This window comes from Nocardia bovistercoris (assembly GCF_015674855.1).
Lineage (GTDB): Bacteria > Actinomycetota > Actinomycetes > Mycobacteriales > Mycobacteriaceae > Nocardia > Nocardia bovistercoris.
Window position 1 is genome coordinate 336,069 of the sequence record NZ_JADMLG010000005.1, and the last position, 17,165, is coordinate 353,233.

The 17,165-nt window shown below is 68.8% G+C and carries 6 protein-coding genes; 3 read left to right on the forward strand and 3 right to left on the reverse strand.

Features of this window, described 5'->3' with window-relative positions:
* Positions 1-86 precede the first annotated feature (86 nt).
* A complete protein-coding gene (locus IT779_RS15200; protein WP_196149946.1) occupies positions 87-3,596 on the reverse strand; it encodes a non-ribosomal peptide synthetase in 3,510 nt (1,169 codons plus the stop codon).
* A 174-nt stretch (positions 3,597-3,770) separates the two neighbouring features.
* Here IT779_RS15200 and IT779_RS15205 point away from each other — a divergent pair, with 174 nt between their 5' ends.
* On the forward strand, positions 3,771-4,751 hold the full coding sequence (locus tag IT779_RS15205; RefSeq protein WP_196149947.1) for an ABC transporter substrate-binding protein: 981 nt from the start codon (positions 3,771-3,773) through the stop codon (positions 4,749-4,751).
* Positions 4,752-4,908: 157 nt separating this feature from the next.
* Here IT779_RS15205 and IT779_RS15210 read toward each other — a convergent pair whose 3' ends face one another.
* Both IT779_RS15210 and IT779_RS15215 read right to left on the reverse strand, forming a co-directional pair.
* Positions 4,909-9,459, reverse strand: a complete 4,551-nt coding sequence (locus tag IT779_RS15210) for a non-ribosomal peptide synthetase (RefSeq protein WP_196149948.1) — start codon at positions 9,457-9,459, stop codon at positions 4,909-4,911.
* Positions 9,456-14,540 carry a non-ribosomal peptide synthetase gene (locus IT779_RS15215; RefSeq protein WP_196149949.1) on the reverse strand — a complete coding sequence of 1,695 codons (5,085 nt, stop codon included), beginning with the start codon at positions 14,538-14,540 and terminating at the stop codon, positions 9,456-9,458. Before IT779_RS15215 ends, IT779_RS15210 begins: the two co-directional genes overlap by 4 nt.
* A 511-nt stretch (positions 14,541-15,051) precedes the next feature.
* Here IT779_RS15215 and IT779_RS15220 point away from each other — a divergent pair.
* The gene (locus tag IT779_RS15220) at positions 15,052-15,810 is read left to right on the forward strand and encodes a thioesterase II family protein (RefSeq protein ID WP_196149950.1); all 759 of its coding nucleotides are present in this window, start codon (positions 15,052-15,054) and stop codon (positions 15,808-15,810) included.
* On the forward strand, positions 15,807-17,111 hold the full coding sequence (locus IT779_RS15225; protein WP_196149951.1) for a beta-ketoacyl [acyl carrier protein] synthase domain-containing protein: 1,305 nt from the start codon (positions 15,807-15,809) through the stop codon (positions 17,109-17,111). The genes IT779_RS15220 and IT779_RS15225 overlap by 4 nt, the downstream gene beginning before the upstream one ends.
* Positions 17,112-17,165: the final 54 nt, after the last annotated feature.

Here is a 17,165-nt window from a genome sequence, read left to right on the forward strand (position 1 = left end):
CGGCGGCGAACGCCCTTACGATAGACCATGATCCGACCATAGAGTCCATCCGCCGCGAAGGCCAGTGCAGAGGATCGCGACGCCCGCTACGCCTCGGCCATGATCTCCTCGTCGCTCATCGCCGCGACCTCCAGATACAGCCGCGCGACCTCGGCCAATCGGTCCGGTGTGCCGCGGGCGGCCTCGCGTTCGCCGAGCCGTTCGGCCAGACCCGCGACGGTCCGCGTCGCGAAGATGTCGGCGACCAGGGCGTGGTCGAGGTCGAGCCATTCGCGCACCCGCGCCACCACCGTGGTCGCCAGCACCGAGTCGCCGCCGAGTCCGAAGAAGTCGTCGTGCACGCCGATCGCGTCCGCGCCGAGTACACCCGCGACGATATCGGCGAGCGCGGCCTCCACATCGGTGCGCGGCGCGCTGTTCTCCGACTCCTTCGGGCCCGATTCGAGCAGGGCGAGAACCGCTCGGCGATCCAGTTTCCCGTTGTCGGTCAACGGCATTCGTTCGAGGTATTCGACCCTGGTCGGAATCATGTAGGCGGGCAGCAGATCCGCAACCGCGGCCGTGATGTCCCCGATGACCTCGGCCGTACCCGCCACCGCGGCGACCAGTTTGGGCGCACCCGCGCCGACCACCGCTGCGACCGCGTGCCGAACGCCGGGCACCGTGCGCAGCGCGCTCTCCACCTCACCGAGTTCGACGCGGTAACCGCGGATCTGCACCTGGTGATCGGCGCGGCCGAGGAATTCGATGGTGCCGTCGGGCCAGTACCTGGCCATGTCGCCGGTCCGGTACCAGCGCAGACCCTCGTATTCGACGAACCGCTCGGCGGTGCGCTGCGGGTCGTTGCGGTATCCGGCGGCGACATTCGCGCCGCCGACCCAGAATTCGCCCGACACCCAGTCCGGGCAGTCCCGGCCGGATGGCGCGACCACCCGGCAGCGGACATTGCGCAGCGGAACCCCGAACGGCACGGTCGCCCAGTGCGCGGGCGGTTCGCCCACCACTTCGCAGATGGTGTTGTGGATCGAGGTCTCGGTGGCGCCGCCGAGTCCGGAGAAGCGGCAGCCGGGAACCTGGGCGGCGAGTCGGCGCGCGAGATCCGCGCCGACCCAGTCGCCGCCGAGGGTGACCGCGCGCAGCGAGTCGCCGAGTGCGGCGCCGCCAATCTCCAGAATCATGTCGAGCATGCTCGGCACGCAGTTGAGGATCGAAACCCTGTGGCGTCGGAGCAGTTCCACCCACGTGGTGGCCTCGGCGCGTTGGTCCGCGTCGACCGCGACCAGCGATCCACCCACGGAGAACATGCCGAAGATGTCGTAGACCGAGGCGTCGAACTCCAAGGCGGACAACGCGAGTACCCGGTCCGCGGCGCCGACCTCGAACCAGTCGTTGACCGCGTCGATGGTGTTCATGGCGCCGCTGTGCGGCACGTCCACACCCTTCGGAACGCCCGTCGACCCCGAAGTGAAGATCACGTAGGCGATCTCGTCGGCTCCCGGCAGCACCGGCGCCGCGAGTGGATTCGGGAATTCGCGCACCTCGTCGATGCACACGCAGGTGATCGGAACGCCCATATCCCGGCCCGCGACGGTGATCGCCGCGACTATCGCACCGGTGCGCAGGATCTCGGTGCGCCTGCCGACCGGCTGATCGAATCCGATGGGCACGTAGGTCGCGCCCGCGGCCAGGACGCCGAGGACGGCGAGGATCTGATCCCGGCCCTTCGGCAACTGGACCGCGACGGCGTCGCCGGGCCGCACCCCCTCATGGTGCAGCGCGCCCGCCACCGCAAGCGCGCGGGCGGCGAGTTCGCCGTAGCTCCAGCCGCCCTCGGCGTCGCCGAGTCCCCAGACCACGGCGGGCGCATCGGGATGCGCGGCGGCGTGGTCGAAGAATCCTTCGTGCAGGCGGCGACCGCTCACCGGTCCCGCGGTGGCGTTCACGGCGGCGCGCACCTGCGCCTGCGCGCGCGGCAGGCGCACCGCGGCCGCCGCGTTCCAGCCCGCTTCGCCCTCACCGAGGCGGTCGACGGCCTCGGTGTACCGGGCGAACATGGCGTCGATCATCCCTGCTGGGAAGGCCGATTCGCGCACGTCCCAATTGAGCAGCAGACCGCCGCGCACCTCGGTGACCTGCGCGTCGAGCAGCACCTGCGGTCCCTGCGAGATGATCCATACCGGTTCGCCGAAGGTCTCGGTGACCCGGTCGGCGAACAGCTCGCCGAGATTCAGCGCGCTGGTGTAGACGACGGGAGCAAGCACCGGCTCACCGCGCCGCCTGCCGAGATCACGCAGCACTTCCAGCCCCGAATAGGCGGAGTGCGAGCCGCTTTCGTGCATCCGGGTCTGTAGCGCACGTGCGCGGTCGGCCACCGACATATCCTCGGTGACATCCACCGCCAGCATGATCGAGGAGGTGAAATCGCCGATCACACGGTCGATTTCGGAATGCACCGGCTCGCGGTGGAACAGCGGCACATTGAGCAGGAACCGGCTCTGCGCCGACCAGCCGCCGATGGTCTCGGCGAAGACGGCGGCCAGGGCCATAGCGGGGGTGATTCCGCGCTGGTGGGCGGCGGTGAGCAGGCGCTGTTTGGCCTCCGGTGCGAGCCAGTGGTCGTAGCGCACGGTGCGGTCCGGTTCGCGGCGCTCGGCCACCGGGACGGTCGGGAGTTCCGGTGCGCCGGGCATTTCCTGGAGCCGTTCCTGCCACCACTGCCGGTCGCGGTCGCGGGCCGGGGATTGCGGGCGTTCGGTGCGGTACTCGCGGTAGGTGTAGCCGGGGGCGGCGAGGGTCGCGCCGTGGTAGAGCTCGGCGAGTTCGGAGATGAGTACCCGGTAGCTCATCGCGTCGCCCGCCAGCATGTCGACATCGAGGTGCAGGCGGGTGCGCGCACCCGCACGCAGGGTGACCGTGATATCGATGACCTGGCCTTCTTCGATGGCGAGTCGCTGATGCGTGCGCTCCGCACGCATCTGCGCCAGAGCGGCTCGCTCGGCCTCGGGTTCATGCTCGCGCAGGTCGACGGTCGTGAACACCGGTCTGCCCGGCACGGGCATGGTCTGCTGGGTGCCGTCGGGTAGGAATCGGGTGCGAAGCATCGGGTGCACCGCGACCAGATCCTTGACGGCGAGTTCAAGACGCGCGGGATCGATTGCACCGCCGTCGAATTCGACGTAGAGATGCGCGGCGACACCGCCGAGTTCCTGTTCGTCGGAACGTCCGATCCAGTAGGCGTGCTGCATGGTCGCCAGCGGGAATGGGGCATCGTCCGCATCCACAGCCTCCGGCGCCGCAGCGACCGGATCGGATGGCGTGTCGGCCGTGTCGGCGCCGAGCAACACGTGCCAGTCCTCGACCGTTGGACTCGCGGCGAGCTGCGCGAAGTTGATGTCGAAACCGCGTTTGCGCCAGCCGCCCGCAAGTTTCATGGTCCGAATGGAGTCGAGTCCGAGTCGGATGAGGTCGTCGTGATCATCGATATCGGCGGCGGCGAGACCGATCTGAGCCGCTATCGCGGTGCGGATCTCCGCCTTGCTGATCTCCGCCCCGTTATTCGCTGCCACGCCCGTATTCCCCGGCTCTGCCGACTCCATCGCGTTGCCACTCCTTGCCTGCCGCCACACCGGGCGGATCGAGACTCTCGTAGCTCAGACTATCCCATTCATATAGGGTTGCCTAACCTATTAAAGCCGGGGCCTGGCTCACCTATGCTTGGGCCCGCGCAATGGCAGCCGAGGACCTTCCTCGGCGAAGGAAGGAAGTCGACCATGAAACCTGTTCGGAGATCCCGCGTGTGGGCGCGGGCCGCAACGGCCTTGCTGGCGGGCGCGTTGGCCATCGGCTTGTCGGGATGCGGGTCGTCCGATGACGACACGGCCTCCGGCGGCGAAGCGGTCACCATCACCCATGCGCGCGGCACCACCGTCGTCGAAGGCACCCCGACCAAGATCGTCGCCCTCGGCAACCAGTGGCTCGACGCCACCCTCGCGCTCGGCAACACCCCGATCGGCTACATCGACAACGTCGCCGTGCTGTCCAACAGTTCCGCGCCGTGGACGCCGGAATCGCTGAAATCCGCGAAAGCGCTGAGCACCGCGGGCGATATCGCCGAACAGGTCGCCGGATTACAGCCCGACCTGATCCTGGTCGACACCTTCCTCGCCGATCAGGCGACCTACGACAAACTGTCCAAGATCGCGCCGACCCTGCCCGGTCTGAGCAAGGATCCGGTGGCCGACTGGCGCGAACAGCTCACCACCCTCGGCAAGGTCCTGCACAAGGAAGACGTGGCGACCACCACGATCTCGAATGTCGACCGCAAACTCGAGACGATCTCGCAGACCTACCCCGGCCTGAAGGGCAAGACCTTCGCCAGCACCTGGCTCGTGAGCCCGACCCAGCTGATGGTGCTCGCCAACCCCACCGACCCGTCGAGCAAGCTGTTCACCCAGCTCGGCATGACGATTCCCGCCAACCTGATCGACCAGGCGTCCAACCAGGGCCGGGTGTCGCTGTCGCCGGAACGCGCCGACCAGCTCACCCCCGACCTGCTGCTCGCGGGCTACTCCAACGGTCTCGACCAGACCTACCGGCAGCTGCCCGGATTCGCCGATCTGCCCTCGGTGAAGAAGGGGTCGGCGGTACTGCTCACCGTGCAGGAGATCAGCGCCGTCAACCAGCCGACCGCGCTGTCGGTGCCGTACCTGCTGGAGAAGCTGGGCCCGGCCTTCGCGGCCGCGTCGAAGTAGCGTCTCGCCGCGCTGTCGCGCCACATCGAACAGCGGCTCGCCGGGATGTGGACACAGCGTCGAAGCGGCGGCCCGCCGTAGTGGCGACACAGCGCTCGACTCGCAGATGCCCCCGGTCCCTGGTGATTCCAGGGACCGGGGGCGTCTGCGCTTCCGGTCAGTCCAGCGCGGCGGCCAGCGCCGTGACGCAGCGCTGCCACAGCTCGGCCAGACGCTCGGCGTCGGCGTGGCTGAAAAGCGCTTCGCTCCAACGCCAATTCGTGGTGAGCTGTGGGCCTTCCGGCGTCGTGCCGATGGCTGAGATCACGTCGAGGGCGTAGCGCAGCGGCAGGTCGGGTTCGGGGGCAAGGGATACGGCGTCGACCACGTCCGGATCGGTGACCAGCGACCACGGGCGTCCGTCGTGCCCCGCCAGATCCATGCGACCGAGGTAGTTGAACTCCACCTGGGGCTCGTTGGCGCCTGCCAGTTCCGGGACGCCGAGCACCTGCTGCACCAGCCCGAAATCGAGTCCGTTCTCCGGGATCGACGAGATGTGCGCGGCCACCGAACGCAGCAGTTCGCGCGCCGCGTCCGGATCGGCTTCGGCCCGTTCGACATCCAGCGGCGGCGTCACCGCGCCGAGCCGCACCGGGAAGACCGTGGTGAACCAGCCGAGGGTGCTCGTGGTGTCGGTGCCGAACACCGCGTCCGCGCGCCCGTGGCCCTCCAGTGCGATCAGCGCGCCCGCGCCGCCGTCGACGCCGCGCTCGCGCCGCCAGGAGACCAGTGTGAGTGTCAGTGCGGCCAAGAGGAATTCGCGGACGCCGTCGTCCTTGGTGAGCGCGCCGAGGATGCGGGCGGTGGTGTCGACCGGCGTGGTCGCGGCGGTCACCCGCAGCGACGACCAGGTGTCGGTCGCCGGATCCGGTTTGCGCGTCCCGATGGCGGGATCCGCGTCGCGCACCTGGGCGGCCCAGTATGCGCGCTGGGCGCGCACTTCGGGTTCGCCCGCGCGCTGCCGCAGCAACCGCGACCACTCCCGGTAGGAGGTGGGTTCGGACAGCACCTTCGGCACCGCGCCCGCGGCTACCTGTTCCCAGGCGTCGGCGAGATCGGCGATCAGGATGTTCCAGGACACCACGTCCATGGCCAGGTGGTGGATCGCCGCGAAGAGCAGGTCACCGCCCGGCGCGCCGCGCAGCCACACCACCCGGACCATACCGCCGGTGCTCGGGTCGATCGCGTCGGTGGCGGCCCGACTCGCCTCGGCCAGTCGAGCGCCGAAATCCACTGCGGCACCATCGAAGTCGACTGTCGTCAATACTTCGGCGGCTCGCACGCATCCCGGTTCGCGAGTGACCAGGCGCGGGCCGTTCTCGGTGTCGACCAGCCGGGACCGCAAGGTGTCGTGCCCGTCGAGCACCGCCTGCCACACCGTATCCAGATCCGCGCCCGTGAGTTCCGCGGGCACGGTGAGCAGGACGTTCTGGGTGAAGCGACGGTAGGAGCCGTGCTCGAACATCCACGCGACGATCGGCAGCGGCGGCACCTCGCCGTAATCGCCGTCACCCGCGGCGGCGACGGGTACGGCGGCCCGGCTGTCGATCGCGGCGGCAAGGTCGCGGATCGACGGCGTGGCGAGCACCATGCGCGGTGTGACGGCCAGACCGCGTCGACGCGCCTTGTTCACCAGGGATATCGCGACGATGCTGTCCATGCCGAGGGCGAAGAAGTCGTCATCGATGCCGAGCGCGGCGCCTTCGAACACCTCGGCGAGCACTTCGCCGAGGAGCCGTTCGGTATCCGTACGCGCGACCGCACCGTCGCCGACCGCACGGAACAGCTGTTCGGCCGCGTGCGCCAGCTGCCGCGCGTCGACCTTGCCGTTCGCGTTCATCGGAAGGCTCGGCAACACCGCGATCCGCGCGGGAACCATATAGGCGGGCAACCGATCCGCGAGCGCGGCGCGCATCGCGACCGGATCCTCCGTCGCGCCCGCGACGAACCCGACCAGGCTCGCACCGACCGCACGGCGCACCACGGTGGTGGCCGCGGCGGTGACACCGGGCAGCGCCTGCAACGCGGTGTCTATCTCGCCGATCTCGACGCGATAGCCGCGGATCTTCACCTGATCGTCGATGCGACCGAGATAACCGAAACCGCCACCCGGCAAGCGGCGCACCAGATCTCCCGTGCGATACATCCTGCGACCGGGTCGGAACGGGTCGGCGACGAACCGCCCCGCCGTGTGTCCGGTACGGCCGACATAACCGCGCGCGAGCTGCGCACCGGACAGATACAGTTCGCCGACGACGCCGGTTGGCACCTGACGCAACCCCGAATCCAGCACGTAGCCGGACGTTCCCGCGTTGGGCGTGCCGATCGTCGGTGCGTCACCGAACAATTTAACCTCGGCGACAACGGCTTCCACGGTCGTCTCGGTCGGGCCGTAGCAATTGTGCACGGCGATCCCCGGGAGCGCGCGCAGACGGGCCCACAGTCGGGTGTCGATGGCCTCGCCGCCGAGCGCGAGCACGGCGAGCCGGTGTTCGAGCAGTCCCGCCGCGGCCAACTGCCGCAACATCGACGGCGTCGTGTCGATCATGTCGATCCCGTGCCGCACCATGCCCTCGACCAGCAGGTTCGCATCGCGCATACCGGCTTCGTCGAACAGGTGGATGGCGTGGCCGTCCAGCAGGCCGACCATCGGCTGCCAGGACGCGTCGAAACTCAGCGACCAACTGTGCGCGATCCGCAGCTTCCGGCCGAGTTCAGCCGTCGCGGGCCGGTACACCCTTTCCCGGTGATCGGTGAAATAGCTGACCAGAGCCCGATCGGTGCCGATGACGCCCTTCGGCTCACCGGTGGAACCGGAGGTGAAGATGACGTAGGCGCTGTGTTCCGGCAATCGGGTGATGTCCGGCGGAGTCGAAGGCCGCCGTGAAATGCGCTCGACGGCAACCGGATCGTCCAGGTCGATGACATCCACGTCGCCGAAGCCCACATCGGCCTTCCCCACGGTCAACACCAACCGAGGACGCGCCTGCGCGGCGATCGACTCGACCCTCGTGGTCGGCAGCGACGGGTCGACGGGCACATAGGCCGCGCCCGCCGCCAGGGTCGCCAGAATCGCGACGATCGCCTCCGGCCTGCGCGGAAGACACAGTGCGACGGTGTCTTCCGGGCGCACTCCGCACGCGACGAGCTCACCGGCGAGCCGGTCCGCCGCTTCGGCGAGCGCGCGGTAAGAGAACGTCTCGGTGTCCGTGGTCAGCGCGAGGGCATCCGGTGTCGCGTCCACCTGCCGCCGGAACAACTCGATCACCGAATCCGCGTCGAGGGGCAGCGCGGGCGTGGTCGCCGTGCGCAGCAGTTCGTCCCGGACAGCCTGGGGCAGTACCTCGATATCGTGCACGCGGGCGGCGCCGAGATCCGGTAGCGCACGGAGCAAGCCGAGCAGCCCCTCGCCGATCTCGGACGGCACGAGATGCGGTATCGCCGCGGGAATCGCCTCGACCAGCACGAGCAATTCCTCGCCCGCCATATGCGACACGACAGTCAGCGGATAGTGCGTGAGGCTCTCGACCTGGATGGGCCGGAAGGTCACGCCCGCACCGATCGGCACCGGTTTGATCGCGTCGGCGATGGGCGCGTTCTCGAACGCGAACATGGTGTCGAACAGTTCGCTGTGCCCGGCCGCGCGCTGCACCGACGAGAGACTCAGGTACCCGATGTCTCGAAGTGCGGCCGATTCTCGTTGCAGGCGGGCGCATTCCGCTGTCACGGAAGCGTTCGGGTCGAGGACGAAGGGCACCGGGATGGTGTTGAGGAACAGTCCGATCATCTGTTCCACGCCCGCGAGCTGTTCGGGGCGACCGGTCACGATCGCGCCGTAGACCACGTCCCGGCGATCGGTGAGTCGCGCCAGCATCATCGTCCACGCGAACTGCACAACGGTGTTCAGCGTGAGCCCGTTCGCCCGCGCGAAGCCTTGCAGCCGAACGGTTTCCGCCGCGTTCAGGACGAAACGCGAGATCTCGGGAGCCACCGGCGCTTTCGCCTGGGTGATGCCCATGGTCGCGCCGCCGTCGGCGATGATGAGCGGCCCTCCGATCCTGCCGAGCGCCTCCGACCAGCGGCGATGCGCCGTCGCCGTGTCATTGGCGGCGAGCCAGGCGATGTAGTCGCGGTAGGGCCGCACGGACGGCAGCGTGTCCGTCACACCGCCCGCACGGTAGATCGCGAGCATCTCCCCGCAGAACAGCGCCAGCGCCCAGCCGTCCATCAGGATATGGTGGATGGTCACGATCATCCGATGCCGCGCTTCATCTTTCGCGTCCGGCGGCAACGCGGCGAGCAGGACACGCAGCGCGGGTCCGCGCGTCAGGTCGAACGGGCGACGCTGTTCGGCGGCAGCCAGTTCGTCGAGATCTTCCGGTGTCGCGTCACATTCGGTCCACGGCAGCTCCACCTCGGACGGCACGATCTGCACCGGCCGCGGCACATCCTGATCCCAGAACGCGACCCGCAGATTCGGGTGCCGCACCAGCATCGCCTCGGCGCTGCGCCGCAGCAGCGCCGCATCCAGCGGGCCATCGATATCCGCGATGAACTGGACCGTGTAGATATCCGATCCGTCCTCGGCCAGCCGCGACAGCGAGAACAGCCCCTCCTGCAGCGGACTCAGCGCGAGCACGTCCTCGATCCGCGGCGCACCCCCGCTCATGCGCGCGCCTGCCAGGAGGCGCTGAGCGCGGCCAACGCGTCGGAGTCGAGACCGGACGCCGACATGGGCGCCGACTCCGGCTCCCGTGCGCGCGGAGCTTCTTCGACCGGCTCCAGCATGGCCGCGTCCACCGCCGCCGCGAGCGCCGCGATGGTGTGGTTCTCGAACACCATCTTCGGCTCGAGCGGCAGATTCGCCTCCACCGCGCGGGTCGCCCACTGGATGGAGACCACGCTGTCACCGCCGAGGGCGAAGAAGCCGTCCTCGGGCGTCACGTCGGTGATCTCCAACAGCTCCTCGAGTATGGCGATCAGGATGCGCGCGGTCTCGGTGGCCGGTCCGCCGGTAGCCGCCGTACCCGCCTCGGCCTCGACTCGCGCCGACGGGCGGCGCTCCCGCAGTTCGCGCAACTGCGCTTCGGGCAGCGGCCGGAGTTCGGCGACCGTGGTGTCCGGCGCGGTGGCGTAGGCGTCGAGGGTGGCGCGCAGCGCGTCACCGATTCGGTGTGCCGTCGCGCTGTCGTACAGGTCGGCGCTGGCGACGAGCCGCACGTCGAGACCGCCGTCCGAACGCACCGCGTAGTTCAGGTTCAGGTCGAGGAAGGAGAAGTCGAAATCGACCGGGAGCGCGGTCGCGGTGGTCGCGCCGTCACCCGTCACGGCCAGCGGTTCCGGCGCCCAGTCCGCGCCGCGGAAGTGCACCATGGTCTGGAACAACGGGTTCCGCGACATGCTTCGCGCCGGGTTGATCGCCTCGACCAGCCGCTCGATCGGCAGGCCCTGGTGCACGTAGGCGTCGAGGGCACGGTCGCGGGTGCGGGTCACCGTGGCCCGCAGCGTCGGGTCGCCGGACAGGTCGTTGCGCACCACCGCCATGTTCGCGAACAGGCCGACCAGGCCCGCCGTCGCGTCGGTGCGGCCCGCGACCGGGCTGCCGATGGCGATGTCGGCGCCGCCGCCGAGCGCGCTCAGCAGGGTGGCGACCGCCGCCTGGTAGACCATGAACTCGCTCGCGCCCGCCGTCTCCGCCAACGCTTTCAGCGCGGCGCGGCGATCGGCGGGCAGCGTGAAGGTGACCACCTCGCCGCGCTTGCTCAGCATCGTCGGGCGCGGCCGGTCGTGGGCCACCGCGATCTCGTCGGGCAGTCCGTCCAGGGCCGTGCGCCAGAAGTCGATGAGCGCTCGGCCGTGCGAACTCGGTGTGCCCGAACTGTCGGAATCGAACAGATCTTGTTGCCACAGCGCATAATCCGCGTACTGGATCGGCAGCGGCGTCCACACCGGCGCAGCGCCGTCGAGGCGGGCGCGGTAGGCGGTGATCAGATCCGCGAGCAGTACCTGCAACGAACCGTGATCGCTCACCAGATGGTGAATCAGCAGCGAGAGCACATGGTTGCCGCCCACCGCGAACAGCTGCGCGCGCAGCAGCGGTTCCGAATCCACCGTGAAGCAGTAGCGGGCGATCTCGGCCAGCGCCGCGTCGAGTTCGTCCTCGGCGATCTCGGTCACCGGGAGATCCACCTCGGCGACCGGACCCACCGATTGACTCGGCGCACCATCGAACACCGGGAACGTGGTCCGCAGCGCCTCGTGTCTTGCCACCACATCCCCGAGCGCAGTGCGCAGCGCCGTACGGTCGAGCGGGCCGTCGAAGCGGACCGCGAACGGGATATTGCCCGCCGCGCTCGTCCCTTCCATCCGGTCCTGGAACCACAGCGCGCGTTGCGAATACGACAGTGGAACCCGGTCCGGCCGGTCCCTGCGTACCGGCTCCGGCGTCGCGCTCGGGGCCGCCTCGGCCTGCGCGGGTTCGGCCTCGTCCTCGAAGTCGATGGAGTCGAGATCGATGTCGAACTCGTCGCGGAAGCGCGTCACCAGCAGTTGCGCGAGCCCCGCCGACGTCGGTGTGTCGAAAGGCACCCGCACATCCAGTTCGATACCGAACTCGGCGCGGATCTGCGCCACGAGCCGGGCCGCGAGCAGCGAATGCCCGCCGAGTTCGAAGAACGAATCGTCGACGCCGACCGCGTCGAGTCCGAACAGCGCCGCGAAGATCGCGCACATCCGACGCTCGGTCGCGGTCGCGGGCTCCCGGAAACCGCGCGCGGACACCGGATTCGGGGCGGGCAGCGCGCGACGGTCCAGCTTGCCGTGCACGGTGAGCGGGATCTCCGCGATCACCGCGAACGCCGACGGCACCATGTATTCGGGCAGCGCCGCGCTCGCGTGCGCCCGAATGTCGGTGAAATCGACGGAATCGGCGTCACCGGCGGGCACGACGTAGGCGGCCAACATCGCTCCGACGGCCTTGTCCGCCACCGCGATCACCACGCAGTGCCCGACGCTCGGGTGGCTCGCGATGGCGGCCTCGACCTCACCGAGTTCGATGCGGAATCCGCGCACCTTCACCTGTTCGTCGGCGCGGCCGACGAATTCGATCTCACCGCGGACATTGCGCCTGGCCAGGTCACCCGTGCGGTACAGCCGCTGTCCGTCCGCGAACGGGTCGGCGACGAACCGCTCCGCGCTCAGGCCGCGCCGATTCAGGTATCCGCGCGCGAGTTGCTCTCCACCCAAGTAGATTTCGCCGACCACGCCGGTGGGAACCGGTTGCAGGGCGGTGTCGAGCAGGTAGAGATCGACGTTCTGATTGGGTATGCCGATCGGCACGATGCCGGTGCCTTGCGGACCGCGCACCGCCATGTGGGTGGAACACACCACGGCCTCGGTCGGGCCGTAGTGGTTGCGCAGTTCGGCGTCGAAGATCCGGGCGAACTTGTCGGCGATCTCACCCGGCAGCGCCTCGCCGCCGACCGGCACGTGCCGCAGCGCGCGCCATTCGCTGACCTCGGGCAGCAGCAGGAAGGTGCTGAGCATCGAAGGCACCATGTGCAGCACGGTGACCCCGCAGCGGGTGATCAGATCGGCGACGTATGCGACATCGCGGAACGCGTCCGGTTTCGGCACCACGAGCCGGGCGCCGAGGGTGAGCGTGACGAAGATGTCGAGCAGTGACGCGTCGAAGCTGACCGAAGAGGATTGCAGCAGACGGTCTTCCGCGGTCATCCCCCACTGCGTGGTGAAGCCGACGAGGTGTTCGGCGATCGCCGAATGCGGCACCGGAACGCCTTTCGGCTTGCCGGTCGAGCCGGAGGTATAGATGACGTAGGACAGGTTGTCGGGTCGAAGCGGGCGCAGGCGCTCGGTGTCGGCCGGGTCGTGGTCGGGCAGATTCGCCGCCGCCGACTCGGCCTCGGCTAGTTCCTCGGTGCCGAACACCAAGCGCGGCGCGGCGTCTTCGACCAGGTAGTCGATGCGGTCGTCCGGGTAGGCCGGGTCGATCGGCAGGTACGCGGCGCCCGCCTTCTGCACGCCGAGCAGCGCGACGATGAACTCCGCCGAGTTCGCGATCCGCAGGCCGACGATGTCCTCGGTGCCGATTCCCCGCGCGATCAGCCAGTGCGCCAGCCGATTCGCGCGCCGGTTCAGTGCGTCGTAGGTCATCTCGACACCGGCGCCGCCCGTATCCGAGGGAGCGACCACCGCGATCGAATCCGGTTCGGCGGCGACTTGTTTCTCGAACAGTGCGACCAGCGTGGTCGCCGGTTCCTCGACCAGGTCGCCGTGGGACAGTTCCATGATCCTGGCGCGGTGCGCGCCGAGCATGTCGATATGCCCGATGCCGCGATCCGGATCGGCCAGCGCGCTGTCCAGCAGTTGCACGTAGTGGTCGAGCAGCTGCTCGACCAGCGCCGCGTCCATGTCGCCGACCCGGTACTCGGCCTCGAGCCGCGCCCCTTCCGGTTCGAGGACGACGCTGAGTGTCAGCGGCAGTTGCGCGACCTGGCTGCCGAAGGTGAGCTGCGACGCGGTGACACCGCGCACCCCGAATCCCGCCGCGCTCTTGCGCACCGCGAAGCCGAGCCGCACCAGCTGCTCGAGGCCGTCGCGTCCGTTCACCCGATCCGGATTCGCCTCGCGCACCACCTGATCGATGCCGACGTGCTGATTGGCGAAGGCGGCGGCGCTGGTCTCGCGCGCGGCGGCGGTGAGTTCGGCGAAGGAATCCCCCATCCGCGGACTGAGCCGCAGCAGCAGCGCGTTGCCGAAGTAGCCGATCAGCGCTTCGGCGGCCGCGTTCCTGCGCACCGTGACGGGCACCGAGATCAGGAAATCCGTTGCCGTCGTGTACCGGTGGACGACCGCCCCGTACGCGGCGAGCAGCACCATGAACGGCGTCGCGCCGCGGGCGCGAGCGAATTCCTCGACCCGGCCGAGCAGATCCGCGGGCAATGCCTTCGTACTGATCTCGGCCTGTTTGCGCCCCGCGGCGGCCGCACCCGACGCGGTCCCCGGCAGTTCGAGCGGTTCGGGCAGCGGCCGCAGCGCCCCGCGCCAGAAGTCGATTCCCGATTCGTCCCGCGCGGCGGCGTCGAGCACTTCGGCGTCGATGTATTGCGCGGCGAGTTCGGAAGACGGCGCGGAATCGTCGTAGGCGGCGGCCAGTTCGGCGAAGAACACCGACCACGAGTCGTCGTCCCACGCGATGTGATGTACGACCAGGACCAGCGCGAATTCCTCCGCGCCGGTGCGAACCACCGTGATGCGCAGCGGCGACTGTTCGGCCAAGTCGAAGGGGCGGTTGAATTCGCGCCGGGCGAGTACTTCGAGTCTGCGCGATCTGTCGACCTCCGGTAGGTCGGCGAGGTCGTGCACCTGCCAGGACGGCGCCAACTCCGCGTGCACGACCTGATACGGCTCGCCGTCGGCGTCGAGACCGTATGTCGTGCGCAGAATGTGGTGGCGGTCGACGACCGAGGTCACGGCGGCGCGCAGCCGGTCGGTGTCGAGGGCGCCGGTCAGGCGGTAGGCGACGCAGATGTTCAGTGTGGTGTCTTCGCGGTCGTGGGTCTGGATGAACCACATGCGACGCTGCCCCGCCGAGAGCGGGTAGCGCTCACCGACGCGCGCGCGTGGCGCCGCGGTCCGCGCGGAAACCGGTTCGACGACACCGCTTTCGATCATTCGCCTGCGCAGCAGCTCTTTGCGGCGATCCAGCATGGACTTGGCATCGTTGGACATGAACCGTCTCTCTCCCTGAATCTTCACTCGCCCGATCCGCACGACCGCCGCCGGTCACCCGTGCGCGGGGATGTCCCGTGGCACGCGGCGATCGACAGCGGAAACCGGCGGATCACGGTTCGACCGCACCCGAACTCGCACGCGGAAGTGGCACGCGCGCAGAGATTTCGGGTGCCGCGCCGGTGGGGTGCCTCCGGCAGGCTCCGCCGGGAACCGGAACTCTCGGACCGGGGACGCATCCGTCGAGCATGGCCAACCCTCACCTACCTGCGACCTCGGGCCTGACAACGGACAGGCCCCGTTCAACCTAGCAAAATTTAGGTTAGCCTATACAACCCTGCCCGGGGCGCCGCATGGCCCATGAAGGTCCACCGTTCTGCCAGTTATGTTAGCCTTACCTACTAATCGACGCCACCGCGTGGAAGCCCATGTCGACCGGTCCCGGCCCGATCGGCGCGCACATCCCACGGTACGGCGATCGAGCGGGAGATATCGAGATGTGGAGTAGAGCATGCAGCACGGACCGAGGTGGATTCGGAAGTTCCACAAACCCGAATCACCTGATCAGCCTCCGCTTCTGATCTTTCCGCACGCGGGCGCGGGCGCCTCGGCGTACCGCACGCTTTCCAAGGCGTTCAGCAAGAATTTCGACGTCGTCGTCTTCCAATATCCCGGCCGCCAGGACCGCGCTGGCGAACCCGGATTGACCACCCTGTCCGAGATCGCCGCGGGGGCGTTCGAGGAATTCCGCACCTCGGAACACAATCGCGGGGTTCCGCTGGTCACCTTCGGCCACAGCATGGGCGCGCTGGTCTCGTTCGAATTCGTACGGCTCGCCGAAGCCGATGGCATCGATGTGCGCCAACTCACCATTTCCGCGGCCGTCGCGCCATGCCACGTCGCGGACAAACCGAGGCATCCCACCGAGGACGAGGAAATCCTCAGCCACCTCGGCATGCTGGAGGGCACCGACGCCGACGTGTTCGCCGACCGCGAGGTCATGAGATTGGCGCTGCCCGTCATCAAACGGGACTACCAGGCGTTCGACGACTACTCCTGCCCCGACACCGTGCGCGTCGCGGCCAGGATCCAGGCCATCTGCGGCGACCAGGACCCGATCGTCACCATGCGCGACCTCTACGCCTGGGGCAAGCATTCCGACAGCGTCGAGGTCACCATGTTCGACGGCGGCCACTTCTACCTCAACCACCACGTCGACGCCGTGGCGGAACTACTGGCGCCCGCGGCGCAGCGGGAGCGGACAGCGTGAGCGACGATCACGTCGTCATCGCCGGCATGGCCATCGAGGCGCCCGGCGGTATCGACAGCACCAAGTCCTATTGGTCCGCACTCGCCGAATCACGGGAATTGATAGGCCCTTTCCCCACCGATAGGGAATGGCCGATCGAGGAAATGCTGGCGCTGGCCGAACGCGACGACTGGGGCAGTATCACCGACTCGGGTGGATTCCTGGCAGGGGCTGCGGCATTCGACCCGGCCTTCTTCGGAATCACTCGACGCGAAGCCGTTTCGATGGACCCGCAGCAGCGCGTCGGCATGCGGGTGGCGTGGCGGGCGCTGGAGAACGCGGGCATCAACCCGGCGGCGCTCGACGGCGCGGACGCGGGATGCTTCATCGGCGCTTCACCGATGGAGTACGGCCCGGCGACCGCGTCGATCACCCCCTACACCGGTCATCGCGTCGTCGGCTGGGGACAACTCGGCGTCGCGGGCCGGATCTCGCACGCGCTCGGCCTTTCCGGGCCGTCGATGTGCGTGGACTCCGCGTGCGCCTCGTCGCTGACCGCCGTTCACCTAGCCGCCACCGCCGTGCGCGCGCGGGAATGCGAATGGGCGCTCGCGGGCGCGGTCTGCGTGATGGGATCACCCGCCGCGTTCTACGAATTCGCCAAGCTCAACGCGCTGTCGGACGACGGCCACTGCCGCTCCTACGCCGACGACGCCTCGGGCACCCTGTGGGGCGAGGGCGCGGGCGTCGTCGTGGTCGAACACGAATCGCGGGCCCGACGCCTCGGACACCGCGTCTACGGCCGCCTGCTCGCCTCCCGCACCAACCACAACGGCAAGGGCAAACCGATTCTCGTCCCGCGCACGCACGCGCAGGAAGAGTTGGTCCGCAAGACGATTCGCGCCGCCGACATCGACGCGGCCGATATCGGGATGATCGAGGGCCACGGCACCGCGACCCGCGCGGGCGATCCGGTCGAACTGAACGCGCTCCAGAACACCTACGGCGCGGCGGGATCCAGCGCGCTCGTCGGTTCGGTGAAATCCAACGCCGGACACGCGCAGGCCGCCGCCGGCATGCTCGGACTGATCAAACTGCTGCTCGCGGGCCATCACGGCCAGATACCGCCGAGCCTGTTCGCCGAGAACCCGACCACGAAAGTGGACTGGGACCGGTCCAACCTGCGTCTGGCCACCGAACTGCAACCGTGGGAACCGAAGGACGGCGTGCGCTACGGCGCCGTGTCCTCGTTCGGCGCGGGCGGCGCCAACGCGCACGCCATTGTTGCGATTCCCGCTCGTGAGGAGACCGACGATTTCTGACTATCGCCTGCCGGACGGCACCGTCCCGGTGCTCCTGTCGGCAGACACGCCGGA

Coding starts and splice junctions, on each gene's coding strand:
- IT779_RS15210 (WP_196149948.1), bottom strand. CDS start 9,459: ATGAGCGGGGGTGCGCCGCGGATCGAGGACGTGCTCGCGCTGAGTCCG.
- IT779_RS15220 (WP_196149950.1), top strand. CDS start 15,052: ATGCAGCACGGACCGAGGTGGATTCGGAAGTTCCACAAACCCGAATCA.
- IT779_RS15200 (WP_196149946.1), bottom strand. CDS start 3,596: ATGGAGTCGGCAGAGCCGGGGAATACGGGCGTGGCAGCGAATAACGGG.
- IT779_RS15215 (WP_196149949.1), bottom strand. CDS start 14,540: ATGTCCAACGATGCCAAGTCCATGCTGGATCGCCGCAAAGAGCTGCTG.
- IT779_RS15205 (WP_196149947.1), top strand. CDS start 3,771: ATGAAACCTGTTCGGAGATCCCGCGTGTGGGCGCGGGCCGCAACGGCC.